This window comes from Achromobacter aegrifaciens (genome assembly GCF_902859965.1).
Lineage (GTDB): Bacteria > Pseudomonadota > Gammaproteobacteria > Burkholderiales > Burkholderiaceae_B > Achromobacter > Achromobacter aegrifaciens.
Genome location: NZ_CADIKO010000004.1, coordinates 482,016 through 501,558, shown reverse-complemented (window position 1 = coordinate 501,558; position 19,543 = coordinate 482,016). Strand labels below are relative to the sequence as shown.

Annotated in this window: 22 protein-coding genes; all 22 read left to right on the top strand. The window is 61.6% G+C overall.

Annotated features, from left to right (window positions below; translation table 11 throughout):
* Window positions 1–17: 17 nt before the first annotated feature.
* The 22 genes from HV793_RS26930 to HV793_RS26825 all read left to right on the top strand — a co-directional run bounded on the left by HV793_RS26930 (window position 18) and on the right by HV793_RS26825 (window position 19,018).
* A complete protein-coding gene (locus HV793_RS26930; protein WP_043544039.1) occupies window positions 18–224 on the top strand; it encodes a phage head-tail joining protein in 207 nt (68 codons plus the stop codon).
* Entirely contained in the window at window positions 221–1,741 is a 1,521-nt protein-coding gene (locus HV793_RS26925; protein WP_175214206.1) for a phage portal protein, read from the top strand. The genes HV793_RS26930 and HV793_RS26925 overlap by 4 nt, the downstream gene beginning before the upstream one ends.
* Window positions 1,742–1,752: 11 nt before the next feature.
* The gene (locus HV793_RS26920; protein ID WP_175214205.1) at window positions 1,753–2,841 is read left to right on the top strand and encodes a head maturation protease, ClpP-related; all 1,089 of its coding nucleotides are present in this window, start codon (window positions 1,753–1,755) and stop codon (window positions 2,839–2,841) included.
* Between the two features lie 11 nt (window positions 2,842–2,852).
* Complete coding sequence (locus tag HV793_RS26915) at window positions 2,853–3,203, top strand: head decoration protein (protein WP_054453587.1); 351 nt, start codon at window positions 2,853–2,855, stop codon at window positions 3,201–3,203.
* A gap of 75 nt (window positions 3,204–3,278) precedes the next feature.
* A complete protein-coding gene (locus HV793_RS26910; protein WP_054453580.1) occupies window positions 3,279–4,280 on the top strand; it encodes a major capsid protein in 1,002 nt (333 codons plus the stop codon).
* Between the two features lie 22 nt (window positions 4,281–4,302).
* A complete protein-coding gene (locus tag HV793_RS26905; protein ID WP_124260411.1) occupies window positions 4,303–4,590 on the top strand; it encodes a head-tail joining protein in 288 nt (95 codons plus the stop codon).
* Window positions 4,587–5,006: a hypothetical protein gene (locus HV793_RS26900; protein ID WP_054453576.1), complete on the top strand. Its 420-nt coding sequence runs from the start codon at window positions 4,587–4,589 to the stop codon at window positions 5,004–5,006. Before HV793_RS26905 ends, HV793_RS26900 begins: the two co-directional genes overlap by 4 nt.
* A gap of 260 nt (window positions 5,007–5,266) precedes the next feature.
* Entirely contained in the window at window positions 5,267–6,202 is a 936-nt protein-coding gene (locus HV793_RS26895; RefSeq protein ID WP_175214204.1) for a phage tail tube protein, read from the top strand.
* A gap of 81 nt (window positions 6,203–6,283) precedes the next feature.
* Entirely contained in the window at window positions 6,284–6,697 is a 414-nt protein-coding gene (locus HV793_RS26890) for a hypothetical protein (RefSeq protein ID WP_175214203.1), read from the top strand.
* A gap of 53 nt (window positions 6,698–6,750) precedes the next feature.
* Window positions 6,751–7,083, top strand: a complete 333-nt coding sequence (locus HV793_RS31305) for a DUF1799 domain-containing protein (RefSeq protein ID WP_175214202.1) — start codon at window positions 6,751–6,753, stop codon at window positions 7,081–7,083.
* Window positions 7,084–7,103: 20 nt separating this feature from the next.
* Window positions 7,104–10,106, top strand: coding sequence for a phage tail tape measure protein (locus HV793_RS26880; RefSeq protein WP_175214201.1), 3,003 nt, complete (start codon window positions 7,104–7,106; stop codon window positions 10,104–10,106).
* Between the two features lie 426 nt (window positions 10,107–10,532).
* Window positions 10,533–11,069 carry a DUF1833 family protein gene (locus tag HV793_RS26875; RefSeq protein ID WP_175214200.1) on the top strand — a complete coding sequence of 179 codons (537 nt, stop codon included), beginning with the start codon at window positions 10,533–10,535 and terminating at the stop codon, window positions 11,067–11,069.
* Window positions 11,066–11,455, top strand: coding sequence for an NlpC/P60 family protein (locus HV793_RS26870; RefSeq protein WP_175214199.1), 390 nt, complete (start codon window positions 11,066–11,068; stop codon window positions 11,453–11,455). The genes HV793_RS26875 and HV793_RS26870 overlap by 4 nt, the downstream gene beginning before the upstream one ends.
* Entirely contained in the window at window positions 11,448–15,242 is a 3,795-nt protein-coding gene (locus HV793_RS26865) for a host specificity factor TipJ family phage tail protein (RefSeq protein WP_175214198.1), read from the top strand. The genes HV793_RS26870 and HV793_RS26865 overlap by 8 nt, the downstream gene beginning before the upstream one ends.
* Window positions 15,243–15,527, top strand: coding sequence for a hypothetical protein (locus HV793_RS26860; RefSeq protein ID WP_125471450.1), 285 nt, complete (start codon window positions 15,243–15,245; stop codon window positions 15,525–15,527). It begins immediately after the preceding gene.
* Window positions 15,528–15,529: 2 nt separating this feature from the next.
* Window positions 15,530–16,192: a hypothetical protein gene (locus tag HV793_RS26855; RefSeq protein ID WP_175214197.1), complete on the top strand. Its 663-nt coding sequence runs from the start codon at window positions 15,530–15,532 to the stop codon at window positions 16,190–16,192.
* 13 nt (window positions 16,193–16,205) lie between these two features.
* Complete coding sequence (locus HV793_RS26850; RefSeq protein WP_175214196.1) at window positions 16,206–16,373, top strand: hypothetical protein; 168 nt, start codon at window positions 16,206–16,208, stop codon at window positions 16,371–16,373.
* Window positions 16,374–16,440: 67 nt separating this feature from the next.
* Window positions 16,441–17,118 carry a hypothetical protein gene (locus tag HV793_RS26845; RefSeq protein ID WP_175214195.1) on the top strand — a complete coding sequence of 226 codons (678 nt, stop codon included), beginning with the start codon at window positions 16,441–16,443 and terminating at the stop codon, window positions 17,116–17,118.
* Window positions 17,115–17,435 carry a hypothetical protein gene (locus HV793_RS26840; protein ID WP_175214194.1) on the top strand — a complete coding sequence of 107 codons (321 nt, stop codon included), beginning with the start codon at window positions 17,115–17,117 and terminating at the stop codon, window positions 17,433–17,435. The genes HV793_RS26845 and HV793_RS26840 overlap by 4 nt, the downstream gene beginning before the upstream one ends.
* A 76-nt stretch (window positions 17,436–17,511) precedes the next feature.
* The gene (locus HV793_RS26835) at window positions 17,512–17,955 is read left to right on the top strand and encodes a hypothetical protein (RefSeq protein ID WP_175214193.1); all 444 of its coding nucleotides are present in this window, start codon (window positions 17,512–17,514) and stop codon (window positions 17,953–17,955) included.
* A gap of 2 nt (window positions 17,956–17,957) precedes the next feature.
* Window positions 17,958–18,488: a hypothetical protein gene (locus tag HV793_RS26830; RefSeq protein WP_175214192.1), complete on the top strand. Its 531-nt coding sequence runs from the start codon at window positions 17,958–17,960 to the stop codon at window positions 18,486–18,488.
* Window positions 18,485–19,018 (top strand): DUF2514 family protein, encoded by a 534-nt coding sequence (locus tag HV793_RS26825; RefSeq protein ID WP_225591492.1) that lies wholly within the window; start codon window positions 18,485–18,487, stop codon window positions 19,016–19,018. Before HV793_RS26830 ends, HV793_RS26825 begins: the two co-directional genes overlap by 4 nt.
* The last annotated feature ends 525 nt before the right edge of the window (window positions 19,019–19,543 follow it).

Sequence of the window (19,543 nt, the reverse complement as noted above, 5' to 3'; positions counted from 1 at the left end):
ACCAATAAGGCAAGGTCATGGCATACACCCAGGCGGACCTGGAACGGCTGGATCGCGCGATAGCGAACAGCCAATTGGAGGTCCAGTACGACGGCAAGCGCGTGCGTTTCCGCAGCACGGACGAATTGATGCGCGCCCGCGCCCATGTGGAGCGGGAACTCAGCAAAGGAAAGGGGCGCTCGCGGCAGTTCAGGCTGCGCAACGCCGGCAAGGGGATCCGATGAGCTATCTGAAACATCGTGGTTCCAGTCTGCTTGTGCCTCGTCGCCTTAGCGCGCAGATGAGCAGCAGCTACGAAAGCGGAAGCGCCACGGGCAGCAGGGCCCGAAATTGGAATCCCTCGGGGTCGGGGCCGAACGCCGCGGCGACGCAGAACCTGGGTCTGCAGCGTCGCCGCGCGCGCGACGCCGTGCGCAATGATCCATGGGCATTGACTGCGACCACACGCTGGGTATCCAACGTGGTCGGCACGGGGATCCAGCCGTACCCCAAGCACCCGGACCCCAACGTCCGACGGGCGCTGAAGGAACTGTGGGCCGACTGGGTGCAGGAGGCCGATGCCGACGGCAGGCTGGACTTCTACGGAATGCAGGCCCTGGCTGTGCGCAGCATCTTCCAGGATGGTGAGACCTTGTTCCGTTTGCGCGCTCGGCGACCTCAGGACGGATTGTCCGTACCTCTGCAATTGCAGCAGATGGAGGGGGACCAGCTGCCGGTCGAGCGGTCGCTTACCCTGCCGAACGGCGGCGAGATCGTGAATGGCGTGGAGTTCGATGCTATCGGGCGGCGCACTGCCTATCACATGTGGCGTCATCATCCTGGCGAATTCGGCCGAAACGCGGCTGGGCAGGATACGGTCAGGGTGCCAGCCGAGCAGGTCATCCACGCCTATCCAATGTTGCGGCCCGGGCAGGTACGGGGGGTGACTGCTCTGGCTACCGTCCTGCTCCGCTTGAAGTCCATCGACAACTTGGACGACGCTGTCATGTACCGGCAGGAGGTGGCAAACCTCTTCGCGGGCTTCATCACCAAACCGGATCCCGATGCCGATCCGAATAACCCTCTTACGGGCGAGGCGGACGGTTATGAGTTCGATGACGACGGCACGCCGCTCGTCTCCATGGAGCCGGGCACGATGCAGGAGCTGGCACCAGGTGAAGAGGTGACATTCTCCAGTCCGCCAGATGCCGGCAACAACTACGAGGGATTTATGCGGCAGCAGTTGATGGGGGCGTTTGCCTCTGTCGGCGTGCCTTATGAAATCGCAACAGGCGACCTGCGCGGTATCAGCGATCGAACGCTGCGAGTGGTGGTCAACGAGTTTCACCGGCTCATCGAGCAATACCAATGGCACTGCGTGATCCATCAGCTCTGCCGCCCCGTCTGGAATGCCTGGATCGACGCCCTGGCGCTTTCCGGCACCTTCCCCATGCCGGATTTCCACCGCCGCCGCCGTGAATGGTTGCGCGTGCTGTGGGTGCCCCAGGGATGGCCGTACTTCAACCCCGTGCAGGACGCGCAGGCCGACAAGGAGTCGGTGCGAAGCGGCTTTTCCAGCCGGTCGTCAATCATCCTCAAGAAGGGCGACGATCCAGACCACATTGCGGCGGAGATTCGCGCCGACAACGAAACAGCCGACGCCGAGGGCTTTGTGTTCGATAGCGATCCTCGGCATACGACCAGCGCCGGTAAGGCGACGGGATCAGAAGGGGGCGGCAGCCCCGACCCTCTCAATCAATGAATGGAGCCAATATGGCAAAGAAGGCTTGGTATTCGATCAGCGTCATTGCGCAGGCGGATAAGCCCGTGGTCGAGATTCGCATTTATGGCGAAATTGGGTTCTGGGGAACTACGGCCGAAGCGTTCGTCGCAGAACTGGACGCAGCAGCGGCAGGTGGTGCCGACATCTTGGTGTCGCTGAACAGCCCTGGGGGCGACGTTTTCGACGCGTTTGCAATCTACAACGCGCTTCATCGGTACGCCGGTCGGGTAACCACGCGAGTGGACGGCGTTGCCGCCTCCGCGGCCTCATTGATCGCGATGGCCGGCAAGCCAACGATCATGCCCGAGAATACGCAGATGATGATCCACAACGCTTGGATCATCACTGGCGGTACGGCCGAGGATCTGCGCACCACTGCAGAAATGATGGATCGGATCCGAGACGGCGTGGTGGCAGCCTACTCCCGTAAGAGTGGACTGGACAGTGACAAGATCATCGAAATGATGGACGCGACCACGTGGATGTCTGCGCTCGAAGCGCAGGCGTTGGGATTTTGCGACCTGATCGAGGAGCCCGTGCGTCTGCAGATGTCGGATAGTGCGGCTGCTGTGCTGCAAAAGCACAAGAATCTGCCTGACGACGTGAAAGCTATGCTCAAGTCCCTGGAAGAGAGCGACCCCGAGCCCGCGCCCAATCCGAAGCCCGAGCCCGAGCCCGAGCCCGAGCCGTCCCCGGCTCCTCCGGCGGATGCGCCGACGGCATCTGCGCTGGCCGCCCGTGTCTATGCGTCCTGCCGGCAAGAGGGGATTGCGGATCTGGCGGAAGGTGTGCTGCTCAGCGGTGCGCTGGATAGTCTTGAACTGGCGGATCAACGGGTCACGCAAGCCAAAGAGATCGCCGGCATCTGCTTGGCAGCAAAGCTGCCTGAGAAGGCTGCCGCTTTCGTGTCTGCGGGCCTCACGGTAGACCAGGCGCGTGCGCGCCTGTTCGAGCATGTCGTGGCCGATGCGGGCGACTCTATCAATAACCGACCTCCCACCAATTCATCGGCCCAGAAGCAGAGCGGGCCGAATCCCCAGGCGATCTACGCCAAACGAAAAGCCCTCTCTGCCCACTAGGAGTCAGCACCATGCCTTTCATCCATCAACAGGCCAGAACGGCCGATTTCATCCTCTCCGAAGCCAACGGCCAGCGTTCGCGCGAAAACGCAATCTTGGCTGCCACCCTCGTCGCCCTGGCTGCAGGGCAATTGCTCACGCTGGGCGACGACGGCAAATATGCCGCCTACGCCGGCCCGGGGGCGGACCCCGGCGCGCCGATCACCGCCGACGCCGTGCTGTACGGCAATGCCCCGGTGTCCGACGATGATCAGCAGATCGTCGTCATCGCGCGTGACGCGGAACTGGCGGGCGTGCTGCTTGTCGGCTTGGATGCGCCGGCGCGCGTTGCCCTGCAGTCGGCTGGCATCATCGTCCGCTGATCCCACCAACACAACTCCATCTATCCAACATTCGCGGTTGCCTCCGGGCGGCCGTTTCTATTTCTGGAGCCTGACATGGCCGATATCAATATCTTCCAAGACGAGAAATTCACGGTTTCCGCCTTGACCGCCGCCATCAACGAGCTGGAGAGCATCCCGGGCCGCATCGGCAAGCTCGGCCTTTACTCGGAAGAGGGCGTTTCCTCCACCGTGGTGCAAATCGAATACGACGGCCAGACACTGGGTCTGGTGTCCGCCAAGCCCCGTGGTGGTGTCGGTCAATCGGTCGTCCTGACCGGCCGCAAGCTGATTCCGTTCAACACCGTGCACTTGCCGCAACGTTCCACGATGCTGGCCGACGAAATCCAGGGCATCCGCGCGTTCGGGAGCCAATCGGAGCTGGAATCGGCCGAGGCGCGGGTTGCCAAGTACCAGAGGAAGCATCGCCAGCAACTCGATCTGACGCACGAATATCAGCGCGTGGGCGGCATCAAGGGGCAGATCCTGGATGCCGACGGCACTTCGGTGTTGCTCGACGTTTACCATTCCTTCGGCATCGTCCAGCAGGAATTCCCGATGGAACTCACGAGCGCAACCACCCTCGTTCGCCAGAAATCGGACGACGTCGTGGATCTGGTCGAGGATGCCCTGGGCGCCACCCCAGCCAGCGGCGTTCGCGCGCTGTGCGGCAAGGACTTCTGGAAGACGCTGATCAACCACAAGAGCGTACGCGAGACGTACCTGAATACCGCGCAAGCAGCCGAACTGCGGGGCAAACCGGCCGACTCCTTCGAGATCGGCGGCATTACCTACGAACGCTACCGCGGCAAGCTAGGGGGCGCTCCCTTCATCGGCGACGAGGAGGCTTACGCCTTTCCCGATGGCGTGTCCGATTTCTTCATCACGCGCTTCGCGCCGGCCGACTATATGGAAACGGTCAACACCGATGGCCTGCCGTATTACACGCGGGTCGAGCCGTTGCCGTTCGGGAAGGGGCTTGAGATCGAAAGCCAGTCCAATCCGCTGCATCTGCCGACGCGGCCCAAGGCCATCATCAAACTGAAGATGGGCACCTGAAGCCATGGAATGGGATAACTCCGTGTTCGACGAAGCCTTCGATGCGGTGGGTCTGCGCGAGCCGGCGTTGCTGCTGGATACGGAGCCTCCCGTCCCATTCAAGGTTCGGTTCGACCGCCCGCAGGTCATCGACGAAGGGGACCTGGTGCACTCGACCGACTACGAGATCGAGTACACCACCGCCGACGTCCCCGACCTTGCGTACCAAAGTCAGGTGGAAATCGGGGGCGTCCGGTACCGAGTCCGCCAGGAGCCGACCGCGGTAGGCGACGGCTTCTGGTCGCGCGCGATGCTGGAGCAGCTTCCATGACCACGCTGGCAATGCAATACGTGGTGGACCTCCGTGCCGCCCTCAAGGCGGCGCCCGGATTCCCCGCCGAAGTCGAGGCATCGCCTGTACGGGCAATCGCCAGAGAGGATCCGATGGTGATCTCCGTGCAGTTGGGCGGGGAGTCGGTGGAGAGCATTCACCCGCCGCGCGCCACCCGCGTACGTGAAATCCATGTCCTCGTTCACACAGCAGGCGATGACCATCAGGCCTTCGCAGAGGCGGTGTTCGAGCAGGCCCACCCCGTCGTTATGGCATACGCCGGCCCCAACGTGGTCGAGGTTGCCGAGTTCGGGACCGATGAGCCCAAGTACGTCAATGGCGACCTGCGGCGGCAGATTGTGAACAAGCGCTACCGCATCACCTACCAAACCGATGAGCACTCCCTAAGCGCCTGAACTATCGGAGAAGCATGAACAAAGAAAGGAAATCAGTCGCCGACGATCCGGTGAGTACCGATATCGCCCAGCCTGCGCAGGCGGTGACCGGGCCCCAGATCGATGAACACCATGGCCGCGGCGGGAGCTATCTCCGTGATTCGGCTACCGGCGAGCGAATTCTGATCGAGCGGACCGAACCCTGCTCAGGCTGCCAGGCCCGATAGGGCCGTCTCGCTATCAATCTGGCCCTTATTGGGCCTTCATTCTTGGAGCCCATGATGGCAAAGAAAACTCGCAATTCCGTCGTGTTGGCGAAACTGCAGACCACGGCCGGCACTGCCGCTCAGCCTGCCGCGGCCACGGACGCGGTGCTGGTCCGAAGCCTGACGGCGACGCCTCTGTCGGCAGAGTTCGTGGAACGCGAACTCCTGCGGCCCTACATGGGGAATTCCGGGCAAATCGCGACCACGCAGTATGCCCAGCTCGAATTCGAAGTGGAACTCGCAGGAGCAGGCACCGCGGGCAAGGCGCCTGCGTGGGGGCCTCTTCTGCGCGCCAGCGGCTTCGCTGAGACGGTCACGGTAGGAACAGACGCACGGTATTTGCCGGTGTCGACCGATTTTGAACTGATCACCCTGCATTACTTCCTGGACGGCCTGTTCCACAAGATCGTGGATGCCCGGGGGACGGTCGCTTTCGATCTGACGGCCAAGAGCATCCCGGTTCTGCGTTATCGATTCATGGGCGCCTATGTGCCGATCACGGACGGCGCCATGCCCGCAGGCGTGGATTTCAGCTCGTTCCAGATCCCGAAGGCGGTAAACAAGGAGAACACGCCGGCGTGGTCGCTCGGCGCCTTTTCGGGCTGCTTGCAGTCCATGACCTTCGACGTGGCGAACCAGTTGGTCTGGCGCTCGCTCATCGGCTGCGAGGGAGCGGAGATCACGGACCGCAAGCCGACAGGGAAACTCGTTCTGGAACTGCCGCGGATCGCGGATTTGGACTGGCCGACCATGGTGTTGTCCGGCGCCGGCACAGCACTGTCGATCACCCATGGGGTGACTGCCGGCCACATCATCGAAATCAAGGCCAGCACAGCCCAGATGACCAATCCGACGTACTCGGACCAGGAAGGCGTGGCGATGCTGAACCTGGATACGAACATCAACCCCGGCGCCGCCGGCAACGACGAGCTGGAAATCATCGTCAAGTAGTGCCGTAGGCACACCTTCTACTTTCCACACGACCTAGATATGCCCGGACCCGTCCGGGCATTTTTCATTTTGGAGCCACACATGTCTTTTGTCGTCACCAAGCGCCCGGTTGCCGCCATGCCCATTGATGTCATCGTCAACGGTGCCAATGGCAACCCGATGGAAATCAAATTCATCGCCCAGTACCACCGTCATACGCCTCAGCAGCTGGCAGATTTGCGTGACGGGATGACCGATCAGGTGCGCGCCGGTCAAGGGCTGAAGCCGTTGCAGCGTCCGGACGGTACCCGTGCCCCCGTTTACCAGTATGCGAGCGATATCGACTTCTTGAAGGACAAGATGGCCAGCTGGCTGGGCGTTCAAGGCGGGGGTGGTGAGTCCATCACCTACAGCGTTGATCAGCTTGAAGCTTTGCTCGACGACTGGCCGGAGCTGGTCATCCCGTTGTTCAACGGATTTTTCGGCGCCCACGAGGGAGCGAAGAAAAAAAACTGATCGAGGCCGCCAGGTACTGGGCCGGAGGAGGCAAGTCGTCAAGCGGCGGGTTTGTGGCCGACGACCAGGTGCTGGCGGCATTGAGGGCGGCGGGGGCGCCGTCGGAGGTCTTGGACGCTGCGAGTCCAAATTCACCGTCTGAAGACGAAGTATTCGAGGTATGGCCTGAGAACTGGCCAACAGTAGAGGCATTCCTGGCACTCGGGCGCAGCTGGATGTGGGTCGCACCCGGGATGGGCACGCCTGTACGAGTCGGCATCCCAGCGACCGAGGTGGAATCCACGCTCAGGCTGTTGGATGTCGGGCGGCCAGGGCGTCGCGAAATGTTCTTGGAACTCAGGGCGATGGAGCAAGCCGCCCTTGAGGTCTTTGAAGGCAACGAGTAGGCGCAACGCCGGAAAAATATATGAACGAGAAGATCCTTGCCGTACGGTTGACCGGCGACGAGGCGGACTTGTTGCGTTCGTACGGAGCTGGCAGTGCTGCGTCGGCGCAGTTTGCCGCGGCCACCGAAGCTTCGCTGACTCGCGCGGCTGCCGCGGCGGATAGGGTGGGGACGTCGTCCAGCCAGATGTCCCTGGCGGTCAATGCTGCGTCCGCTGGTGCCCAGGCATATGCGACCGCTGGTGATAGGTTCCTGCAGAGTCTGGAGCGCCAAGCGCAGGCCGCGGGCAAGACCCGGTCCCAGTTGCTGGAGTTACGTGCGGCGGAACTTGGGGTCGCGGCACAGGCCGCACCGATGATCGGCCAACTGAAAGCGCAGGAAACAGCGCTCAATGCGGGCTCGGCGGCCCTGAACAAGCATGGAATGTCGGCCGCCCAGACGGCAGCGGCGCTGCGCGGTGTGCCCGCACAGATTACGGACATCGTAGTTTCGCTGCAAAGCGGTCAGCAGCCCATGACAGTGATGCTGCAGCAGGGTGGCCAGCTGAAAGATATGTTTGGTGGGATCGCTCCCGCTGCGCGTGCGCTTGGCTCCACCCTGATGGGTATGGTTAACCCCTGGACGCTTCTTGCTGGCGCCGCCGTGGCCTTTGGCGTCGCGGCGTATCAGGGAAGTCAGGAGACTGAGAAGCTAAACCGGACCATACGGCTTACCGGCAACTACGCGGGCGTTACGGCCGGGAATGTCCGCGAGATGTCTGCGGCAGTGGCGGGCGTTTCAGGCGGTGGCCTAGGTAAGGCGCGTCAGGCGGTGGAGGCTCTCGTTGCCACCGGGCAGGTATCCAAGGACACGATTTCTAGCCTGAGCGCCACGATGGTGGAGCTGCAGCGCGCTTCCGGTCAGTCCATGGACGAGATCTCCAAGGACTTTGCGCGGATGCCGGATGGCGTCACGAAATGGGCGGAAGAGCACAACCGCTCGATGAACTTCATGTCGCTCGCCCAGTGGGACTACATCCGCACGCTGGAGGAAAGTGGCAACCGTGAAGCTGCCATGCAGGCGACGTCGAGGGCGCTGCATGACTATCTCGGCACCGAGGCTACCCAGAAAGTGGGCGCCTTGGAACGCGCCTGGAAGGGGCTGAAGGGAGAAATATCGGGCGCCTGGGAGGCAATGAAGGCGTTTGACCGAGACGCGTCGCTCGACGAGAAAATTAAGGCGGTCGAGGAACGAATTCGGCAGCGTGAGCAGCGGTTGGAACGGGGCGCCCTCTCCGATGTTAACCGCCGCCGCACCGAGATCAACCTAACTGCAGATCGCTCAGAGCTCTCGTCGCTCCAGGGTCAAAAGGGTGTGGAGGACGCGACAGCTCAAGTCAGAGGGCTCAATGCTGCCGCCAATGCTGCCTCGATAGCGGCCGCCAAAGCGCTTGATTCTCTAGACGACGCGGCGAACAAGTCGCGCCAGCTGAAAAAGGCTCTTGAAGAAAACGCGCGAAACGAGGCGAGCATCCGCGCGACCAACCCGAACGATGATCGGGTGTCCGCCACCGCTATCCGCGCTCGAGAAGCTGCCACCAGAAAGCGATTCGAAGACAAAGACGCCTCGGCGGCAGGGCAGAACGGCATATCTGCTCAGTTGGCCGCGATGCAAGCGCAGGCGCGCTTGCGCGAGGAAGAGCTTCGACGGGAAACCACGCGCCTGGAGGGCGAGCGTGCCCGTGGCCTGCTATCGGAAGAGCAATTCATCCACCGGCGCGGTGAAGCACAGCGCGCAGCCCTGCAGGATGAGCTGGAGGTAGTTCGCAAGCAGGCGGAGATCGCCGGAGGCAAGAAGCAGCTTGCAGAGCGGGAACGATACCTTGGCCGCGTAAAGGAGCTTGAGGCCCAGATCGTTCGCTCCCAGGAGCAAGAGGCCACCGATATCGAGAAGTACCAGGAGAAGATCCGCGGAGCGTTGCGGGCTACTCAGCTCGATATCGAGAACTATCAGGGGACGCGTGACCAGCAGGCCAGTCGTCAGATAAACGCGATGACGCTGGGGGCGAACGATCGCGCTCTGGTCGATTCGATCAACCAGGCGCAGGATCGTTTTCGCCGACTCCGAGACGGCTTTACCGACAAGGTGCTGCGCGAAGGCGGTGCGCGCGCTCTGGATTCCTCGCAGTATCAGGAGGGCCTCGCCAAGATCGATGCGGCCATGCTGGCCCAGGTCGAGCGTGAGCGCGCCTACATGCAGCAGCGTGTCGCCATCCAGGCTGATTGGAAGAATGGTGCGCTCTTGGCCGTCAACGACTGGGTGGACGGTGCTGCCAACATGATGGGCCAAGCACATCAGGCGTTCACAGGGCTCTTCGGCGGACTGTCTGATGGATTGGCGAAGTTTGTCCAGAAGGGAAAGATCGATATCGGCAATCTGGCGGACACATTCATCTACGAAGTCCTGCGGATGCAAATGCGAGCCAGCTTGTCACCGGTATTCGGGGCCCTTTCGGGGATGTTGGGTTCGGGATTTGGCGCGGCGGCAGGTACCGAAAACTATGCCAGTGGTGTTCAGGCCGCCGGAGGCGATGGTATAGGCGCGCTGATTTCATCGAATGGGTGGGCGGTTCCACACGCCAAAGGAGGTGCCTATGAGTCACCTAGTTTGTCGGCCTATTCGAGCGGGGTCTACAACTCTCCGCAGCTATTCGCATTTGCGAAAGGGGCGGGGGTATTTGCTGAGGCCGGCCCTGAAGCAATCATGCCCCTGCAGCGTGCTTCTGATGGCAGTCTCGGCGTTCGCGCGGTTTCTCCTAGGTTTCAGCAAGACCGAGCTGCGGGTGACGTCAATATTGACGTGCGAGTAGTGGGAGCACCATCCACCCCGGAGGTACAGGCGCGCCAGGATGCCGGCGGAGGTATTTCTATGGACATCATCTTCAAGCAAATTCGGCGGCAGGTCGCTGATGACATTTCATCCGGCCAGGGGGTCGTTGGCCGATCGATCGAAAAGCGATTTGGACTACGGCCAAAATTGGGATGAGCAAATGGCACTTCTTGAATGGCCTGCGGGTCTCCCGCAGGCAGATATATCCCTTGCGCCGCAATCTCCTTTCCAGCGGACGCAGATGGATAGCGGGCTCGCGCGGCACAGAAGGCGATTTCGCGTGTATCCGGTACAAGTGACGGCAAATCTCCTTCTTGATGGATCCCAGTATGCGGCTTACTGCGAATTCTGTGAGCGATCTCTAAATGGTTGGACGTCTTGGTTTCTCATGACCATTGCCGATGAGCGGGGTATCCGGAAAGCGCGGGTGCGCTTTGTGAGCGCTCCTAAGGCTGATCGAATTTCGAATAGGCCGCTGTGGAAGCTGTCCGCAACCCTTGAGAAGCTCAACACCGACTAGCAATTCACTAAGCCAGTTTCAGGGCCCGCTTCGGCGGGCCTTTTCTATTTCAAGGCGTTCAGATGAGTTTTGATCAGGCTGTGAAGGAAGCCTACGCCAGCGCGCCGCAGGACCGAGTGGTGTTCGACACGCTGGAGGTGCTGCATTCGAAGTTCGTGAACGATGAGGGGCTGCCCACGGCGATACGGGTGGTGCTTGGTTACGAGAACATCTCGGCCCGGCTAGAGGGCGATGCCCCTTTGCACGGTGGCCAATACGTGGAGTTCATCAAGGCCGCATTTGGCCTTTCGCTGCCTGGGTTCGAAGAAGATCAGGACCCCCAGATGAAGCTCACGTTGGACGGCGTTGCGCAAGAAGTGATTGCGCACCTGGAGGCAGCCGTCAGTACGCCGAGCGAGCCGATCGTAATGATCTATCGGCCTTTCGTGTCCACGGATCTATCCAAGCCTGGCATGGACCCTCCCATCATGATGGAACTCACGAACGTCAATGTCGCCGGCCTGCGGATCACTGGCACGGCCACGCTGGATGACGTGCATAACGCAGCCTTCCCGGGCCTCAAGTACCTGGCCAGCCGCTTTCCGGGGCTGGTTCGATGAGGGCCGATCAAGTTGCCGAGTACCTGTGGAAGCCGTGGGAGGCGGGTGCTACGGGGCCGGAGGCCTACGATTGCTGGGGATTGCTGCGAGCGGTACGCCTGACCCATTTCGGCGGCGGCATCCCGGCTTGTGTGCTGGGCGATGAGGCGCGCGCCTTACATGCTGAGAAGCTGCGTTCGGGCGAATGGGAAATCGTCTCGACGCCGGCGCATGGCGATGGCGTGCTGATGCGCGAGGGCAGTGAGCCACACGTTGGCATCTACCTGGACATCGATGGCGGTGGCGTGCTGCATGCCATGCGAGGCCGCGGCGTCATCTTCACTCATATGCGCGAACTCCGAATCATGGGGTTCGGGCGATGTCAGTTTTACCGGATCTATGCCTAAAGTTCTCTTCTGCGAAAACCCCTTCCGGCCGCAATTGAGCCGTGAGTTGGTTGCGGTTCGCGCCGGCACGCGCATCGACACGATGCTGAGGGCGCGCGGCGCGGTGACCGGCCGTGGCGAAAAGCTGGTGCGCAACCACGTCTTCGTGGTGCAGGTGAATGGGGAGTACGTGCTGCAAGCGCAATGGGCGCGGCGCATCGGCTCGTCCGACGTCGTTGCGGTCTTCTACCTGCCTGGTGATGGGGGCAATGGCGGCTCAAATCCCATGCGGACGCTGTTGCAGGTGGCTTTGGTCGTGGCTTCCATGTGGGTGCCGGGAGCGATAGGGTTGCAGGCGGGAGCCGCGACGGCGATGTCGGCGGGCATCATGATTGGTGGCAACCTGCTGCTCAATGCTGTGTTGCCACCGCCAACGGCCAATCTCGCTTCCGGCCGGGAGCAGGCCAGTCCGACCTATGGCATTAACGCCCAGGGGAATCGTGCGCGCCTGCTTGAGGCGATCCCCGTGCTGTACGGACGTTTCCGTGTGTATCCCGACTTCGCCGCCGAGCCATACACCGAGCTGGATGGAAACCAGCAATATCTTTACCAGCTCCTGGCTATCAGCCAGGGGGAGATTGAGATAGAGCAGCGGCTTATCGAAGATACCCCGATGGATAACTTCGGTGAGGTGCGGTACGAGGTTATCCCTCCTGGTGGCAAGGTAACGCTTTTCCCGGATAACGTGGTCACGTCCAACGCCGTTCAAGGCTTGGAGCTGAAGGGGCCGAATGAGACCGGCGGCGGTGCGGTCGGACCGTTCGTCGCCAATCCGGCAGATTCACTTGCCAACAGGATTGCCATAGATATCGCCTTCCCGGCAGGTTTGTATCGGGCCGACGACAAGGGGGACTTGGATCCTTTCACCGTGACCTGGGATGTTCAGGCGCAGGCGATCGACAACGCTGGCAGTCCGGTGGGCGAGTGGTTCCTATTGGGCATGGAGTCCTATCGCGCGTCCACGGCTACACCTCAGGCCAAGACCTATCGCTATGACGTGCCCGAGGGGCGCTACCAGGTGCGTGCCCAGCGCACGAGTAACAAGCAGACGGACACCCGGTATGGGAACGTACTGCAATGGTCCGGCATGCGTGCCTATCTGCCGCCGAGGCAGTCCTACGGCAATCTGACCATGCTGGCGGTGGTCATGCGGGCGACCAACAACCTGAACCAGTCGACGGCGCGTCGCGTCAACGTGATCGCAACGCGCAAGCTCAAGAGCTGGAATCCGGTAGATGGTTGGTCGCTTTCCACTAAGGCAACGCGTAATCCCGCCTGGGCGATTGCTGATGCGTGCACGAACAAGGAGTATGGGCGAGGGCTGGCGGACAGCCGCATCAACTTGTACGAGCTCTACCGCTTGGCGCAGGTGTGGGAAAGCCGCGGCGATGAGTTCAATGGTGTGTTCGACACGACCACCACGTTCTGGGATGCGTTGACCAAGATCGCGCGGGTGGGTCGTGCCAAGCCCATGTACTACGCCGGTGTGATCGACATCGTGCGCAATGAGCCGCGCAGTGTGCCGACGGCGATGTTCACGCCCATGAATATCGTGGCCGAGTCGTTTTCCGTGGACTATAAGTTCATGAAATCGGACAGCCCCGATCATGTGGTGGTGTCCTATATCGATGAGGAGACATGGCAGCCAGTGGATGTGCCATGTGTCCTGCCTGGAGGCACGCAGGAACGCCCCTTCACTGTCGAGCTGTTCGGCTGCACCAAACGAAAGCAGGCGTGGCAGGAAGGCATCAGCATGGCCGCAGCCAATCGCGACCAGCGGCGGTTCCCCAATCTCTCCTCTGAGCTGGATGGTCTGCTGCCGAAGTATCTTGATCTGGTGGCCATCACGCACGACGTGCCGAAGTGGGGGCTATCAGGGTTCGTGCGGGGCCACAATCCTTTTGCGCGCATTCTCACGATGTCTGAGCCATTGGAGTGGTGGGCCGGCGAGAACCACTACCTGAGCTTGCGCATGCTGGACGGCACTGTTCGCGGGCCGTTCTTGGTGACGCAGGGAGAGGATGAGTTTTCGGCGGTGTTGGCCAGCGCTCTGCCGGTGGACGTCGAAATTGCCTCCGGTGATACCGAGGAGCCGACGTATTACCAGTTTGGCCCAGGAGAAAAGCGGGCACTCAACACGCTCGCGCTGTCTGCCACGCCGGATGAGAACGGAAGGGTAGCGCTGACGTTCGTCAACTACGCCGACTCGGTGCATACGGCCGAGCTCGGCGGCGATGTGCCGCCACCGCCGCCGCCGTCGCTCCTGCCCAACAAGCCTGGCGCGCCGGTGGTGAACGAGGTGACCGTGTTCGCCACGGCCGTTACCGGCGTTCAGCAGATTTCGTGCACGCCGGCGCGTGGCGCCACGGCCTACGAGTTCCAGGCGAGCAACGATCAGGGCACGACCTGGATGCAGCTGGGTACGGTAGCTGAACCGAGCTTGAAGGCTCAGCTGTCAATGGGCGTCTGGTGGGTTCGGGCGAGAGGCATTGGTACGCTGCCTGGGCCATGGAAGACGTGGCAAGGGCAGATCAGCGCCACCATGCTGCCGCCGCCCAAGCTTACCTCGCTCACTGCGAGCGGCCAGGTGATGGGTATTGACCTGCACTGGGTATGGCCGTCTGGTATCAATCTGCGCGCGATTGAAATCTATCGGTCGTTGACCAATGACTTCACCGCGGCGTCTCCTCTCGGTACGTTCAGCCACCCGCAAACCTCCCATTCGCTCACAGGGTTGCGCAACAGCCAGGAAATGTACTTCTGGGCACGCGTCCGCGATGACGCGGATCAGCCTGGCCCCTGGTATCCCGGTGAGTTAGGCGTGCGGGGGCAATCCACTTCCGATCCGTCCGTACTGCTGAGCTACATGGAGGGCCAGATTGGTGCGGGCCAACTCGCCCCTGGGCTGATTGAGGAAATCAAGGCAGGGGTGACCGATGACGTTCTAGAGGACATCATCGGCGATCTGTCCGGCGACGACGTGCTGGACCAGAAGTGGTTCGCCGGGGATGACGATCGCAGCTTTGTCGGCACCGCTTCGACTACGTCTGTCATCAACGAGGGCGACTACCGCGAGGCCCGGCGCACGACCGCGCTCGCTGCGCAGGTTAACGGCAATCTGGCCGTGATCCGTGAGGACTTGGTTGTCACTGCGAACCTGAGTGCCGTAACGGCGCAGCAGATGCTGGTGCTGAGTGGCCGGGTGGGCACGAACGAGGCGACCTTGCAGGAAACGCGGGGTATCGCGGTCAATGCGCAGGATTCTGCAAATAGCGCTGGCCTGCTGGCCGAGACCACGAAGCTTGCGCTCAGCTCGAACTGGATGCTCAAGGCCCAAGTGCGGCAGGATGGGCGTGTTGTGCAGGCGGGTGTTGCGCTGGGCGCGGCGATTGGCGAGAACGGCCAAAGCCGCAGCGAATTCCTGGTGATGGCTGACACCGTGGCATTTCTCACGTCGTTGAATGGCAGGCTGCATACGCCTTTCGTTTTTGACGTGGTGAATGACACGGCCTATTTCGATACCGCCTACATCAAGAATGGGACGCTCGGTTCGGCGAAGTTCGTCGACAACCTCCAGTCGGACGCTGTGAATCCATGGGGGGTGCCCGTGTTGAACATCAACATGAGAACGGGGTTGATGTCATTCAACGGCACGGAGGCCGACGGCTCGCGTACAGAGGTTTCCAACAAGGGGATGCGCTACTACTACCCAAACGGGCAGCTTGGAGCAAGGTTTGGAGGGGTATAGATGGCGGTTGTCCCTTTAGAAATCTGGGATCAGAACGGCATCCCACTCTTCCAGTTTGGAACGAAGGTGGCTCGCCAATTCGGGAGCTTCGATACCGGCACCGTGGATAGCTACAACAGCATCCCAACCCTTGGACTGCCGAAATCCTGGTACGTATGCTCGGCAATTCATGGTGGCCTCAACCTTCCGATCATCAAGAGAAACGGCGCCGTGATTTCGTGGGAATTTATGGAGAATCCGAATGAAGCGAGGGCTTCCGTTCGCGTCTATTACGGGCTGGAGTGATTATGGCTGACGCCGCGATTGTGCTCTATGACGAGGTGGGAAATCTGATCGTGGATAGCAAGAACGTGAACATGTTTCTGCGCCATATGGGCGTGGGGACCAGCATCACGTTCGCTGCCGCCGAGCCGGTAGTGTTCTTTCGGCCCTTGGGGGAGTTCGGCACGCTTCGGCACTTGCTGATGAATGGCAATGGTACTTACACAGCCGTGTTTGTTGGCGGTCCCTGTGAATACTACGTGTTCGATAGGCCCTGGGTAACCGGTGGGCCGATTGACATCTGGTCGGAGGATGGAAGGCACATTTTCATGAGTACGGCCCGCCCGATGAATGTGTACACCACGTTCACCATCCCGCGGTACTGGAATTCAGATGGGACTGGTGTCGGCTACCGAGACGGCTACACCTATACCGGCTTGCCCAGCCGGAAATGGGCTTACAGCGCCGCGTACAACCGTCGAGGGTATCAATGCTACGCGCAAGCGGGTGGCGGGTGGAGCAGCTTCTTGTGGGGCGAGCACTACTCGGCCAGGGTGAACGGGATCTACTCGCGGATCCAAGACAACCTGGGTACGTATCTCGGTTGGGCGCCGTTGCGCAACAACGTTTTTTATTCAAAGGCCGAAGGGAACGACATTGCAGTAATTGACGTCACCGGCTGGCAATAGGAAGAAACAAGGCATGCAGAAAGAGATTCATGATGTGCTTATCCAGAACTTGGGCAATCGGCTGACGCCTGAGCTCATCAACGGCCTGGCCGCGACAATCCTCAGAATCGTCCGGAACGCGGGCGCGGACGCGATGAAACCGCAAGAGACGGGCGTGCAGGAGGGGCCCAAGGATGCCTGATATCTCGCTCCTCAAAGTGGATCTGACCACGCCACAGCCGGGTGGTAGGCGGGGGGAGTCGCCGCTCATGTCGTTCACCAAGTACAACCATTTGATTGACGTGCTGATGGCTCTGGTTCACGACTCCGGAACGATCGGCGCCGCCGTCAGGTTCGGTGATCTTGAGACAGGGGGGATCGTGCCCGCGGCATCGACTACTCGGGATTGCTTCACTATTCCGAGCCTGATGACCGGTCGCGGGATGTGGCGAGAACTCGTTGCGGGATCGGCGCCCAACGCGCCGGGCGGCGACGGCTACTGGCTGATCGAGATGATTCCCTATTCGGGCAGTGGCGGCCGCGATCTGTGCCTTATGGCTTACCCGCTATATCACTCGGGGAACGTAGGGCCTCGAGTGTGCCGTCGGGAGGCAGGCACCTGGCGCCCCTGGATAGCGACAACGGACACCGTCACGACCTCCGCAAACGGAACCGTATTCAGGACGCCAGGCGGCTGGCAGTCTTGCCAGCATTCCCTGCCCGTGGTGGCCGGTGTGGCGACAATGGTGGAATGGACTTTGCCGGCATCGTTTCTCTCAGGTGAGTTCTGGGCAGATGGCCGGCTGATTGGAGCGGCTGGTTACGATCCGGCTGCGGAAGGTGTGCAGCTGGTGGTGGGCGGGATCGTGTCGAGCTACGTCGCCTTCCGCGTGACTTCTCCCATTTCGACAACGCTGCGTGTCATTGCATCAGGAAGGTACAAATGATCATCAGCCTTTCGCCGCAGATATGCGATCTGCGCGTACCCGACATTGAGCGCGACGGCGATGCGCTGATCATCGACGGAACGCGATTCGACTTCAGCCAGTTGGCAGAAGGGGACGCACTGGCTCGCGAAGCGACGGCTTCGCCATACTTCGCTGGCGAGGTGCGGCGCCAGGATGGTCAGGTGCTTGTGCCCATTCTCTTCCCCATCGATGAACTTGCATCCGACGAGATGCGGTTTCCGGTTCCGTTCGTAGATCCGCCGAATGGGCGGCTTGAACTGCCTCGGGTCAAACCGAGAGAAATACCGACCCAGTGATACGCCCGCTTCAGCGGGCTTTTTTTCGTCCATACGGGAGGCAATCATGCGAACCGTCTACAGGAGCAGTGCAACTATGGAACCGAGTTCTACGGGGCTGGGAGGCCTCGCGGCCTTGAAGGTCGCAATGGCATACGGCATTCCAGCGGCGATTGCCGCGATTCTCGGGCTACTGATCATGCCGCCAAGGACGGCCCGGGAATTCACGGTCCGAACGGTATCGACCGTGGCGTGTTCGTTCCTGTTCGGCCCCGGTTTGGCTGCGGCCGTGATCGCCTGGAAGCCCAGCCTGATGGAGGCTATGACGTGGCTCGCCCAGCACGGGGCCGGCAGTGACGACGCGCTGCTGGCGAAGTTCTATGTCTTGGGTCCGAGCATGTTGATTGCGGGCCTGCCGGCCTGGTGGGTCTTGGGCGCCTACATGCGGTGGATGGCGACGATGCGCCAGAAGGGCCTGCTGGAATGGGTGGCCGAAGCACGCGCAAAGCTCTTTGGTGCGCGGCCTGGTGGGGAGGGCTGATCGTGGACCTGAAGACGATTGTTCGGACGGCGGTTAATCCCGCGCTGGCACTGTTGCCGGCCAAGATGGACACGCCTGCGGCGCGCGTCCAGATGCTGGCTATCGGCCTGCAAGAAAGTCGCTTTGTGGACCGCCGTCAACTGGTCGGAAGCCCGCCGCGGCCGGTTGGTCCCGCCAAGAGCTTCTGGCAAGCGGAGCGGGGCGGCGGCATGGTGCACGGCGTCCGGCTGCATGCGGCAACGAGCGCCGCGGCTGCCCACCTCTACCAGGCCCGAGGCGTGCTCGCGCGCGATGGCGCGATCTGGGACGCCATCGAGCATGACGACGTGCTGGCGGCCGGCCTGGCCCGTCTGCTGTTGTGGAGCGACCCAGGCCGGCTGCCGCTTATGGGTGACATAGAGGGCGCCTGGCGGTTGTATCTGCGCACCTGGCGGCCCGGCGCTTACGACCACGGCACACCCGCCCAGCGCGCAGAGCTTCGCGCCAAGTGGGGCCGCAACTACGCCCAGGCAGTTGCAGAGGTGGCTCCATGACCGCCTTGACGCGCGCGGCCGACGTGCTGGCAGGGTGGAGGGGCTACGCGGTCGTCGCGCTGCTGGTGGCTGGCGTGGTAGGTGGTTCGGCGTGGACGGCTCGCGGCTGGCTGGCCGACGCGTCCGAGGCCAAGGCCGCCTCGGATCGCGACAAGGAGCGGCTGGCCGAAGCCCAAGCCAAAATGACCGCCATCGAGGCGGCACGAGAGGAAGGAAGACGGCGCACCGCCGAAGTGGAGAAAGCCCGAGATGATGCCAAGAAACAAGCCGCTGCCGCGGTTGCTAGTGCTGCTAGCGCTCGTACTGAGCACAACAGGTTGCGCGACCGCGCCGACGCACTGGCTCGCGCCGCAAGCGGCCGAGATCCCGCCGCTGCCGGCGGAAGCCCGCCAGGGGCCGACGGCGTCGACCTGCTCGCCTACATGCTCAGACGCGTTAGCGACCGAGCTACGCAGTTTGCGGACATTGCAGACGGTGCCCGTGTCGCGGGACTGACCTGCGAGCGGATATATGACGCACTGCGTCAATAGTGATGTAACTGAATCGAGAGGTCGGCGAAGCAAACTGCGCAAATAGTCGTGGAGCGAAGGCGTGACAACAATACCCACGCCGCCGTCCCGATATTGTGATAGCGTCACGAAACCCCTATAGCAATTGGTTACATCATATGGGAGAAGGCGATGTTTCGTGCGAGCGATTGGACTAAAGCCGGAGAAGCATGGGAGGGTTGGGGAGAGGTCGCATTCCTCACAGTGGCATATTTGCTTGTCGGCCATCAGGTCTTAGTGGGGGCGGATGCCTATGAGCTGATCCGAATCCTTGTAATTCAGCATGAGCACTCTCAACTCGCTGAGGTCTTGCTTCTTTCAGCAATGGCGTTTCCCGTCGCCTGTATTGTGCTCTTCATCCAGCTGCGCCGCCTACAGCTAGAAACTCGGCGCCGAAGGGCGCTAGACGCGCGCATCACTGAGCTCTTTAAGCGGGTGCGGGATGCGAGGCTCGGCGAAATCAGCCGTAGCAACCCCTAGCGCGGCGCCATCCCCTTGCGCAGCTTG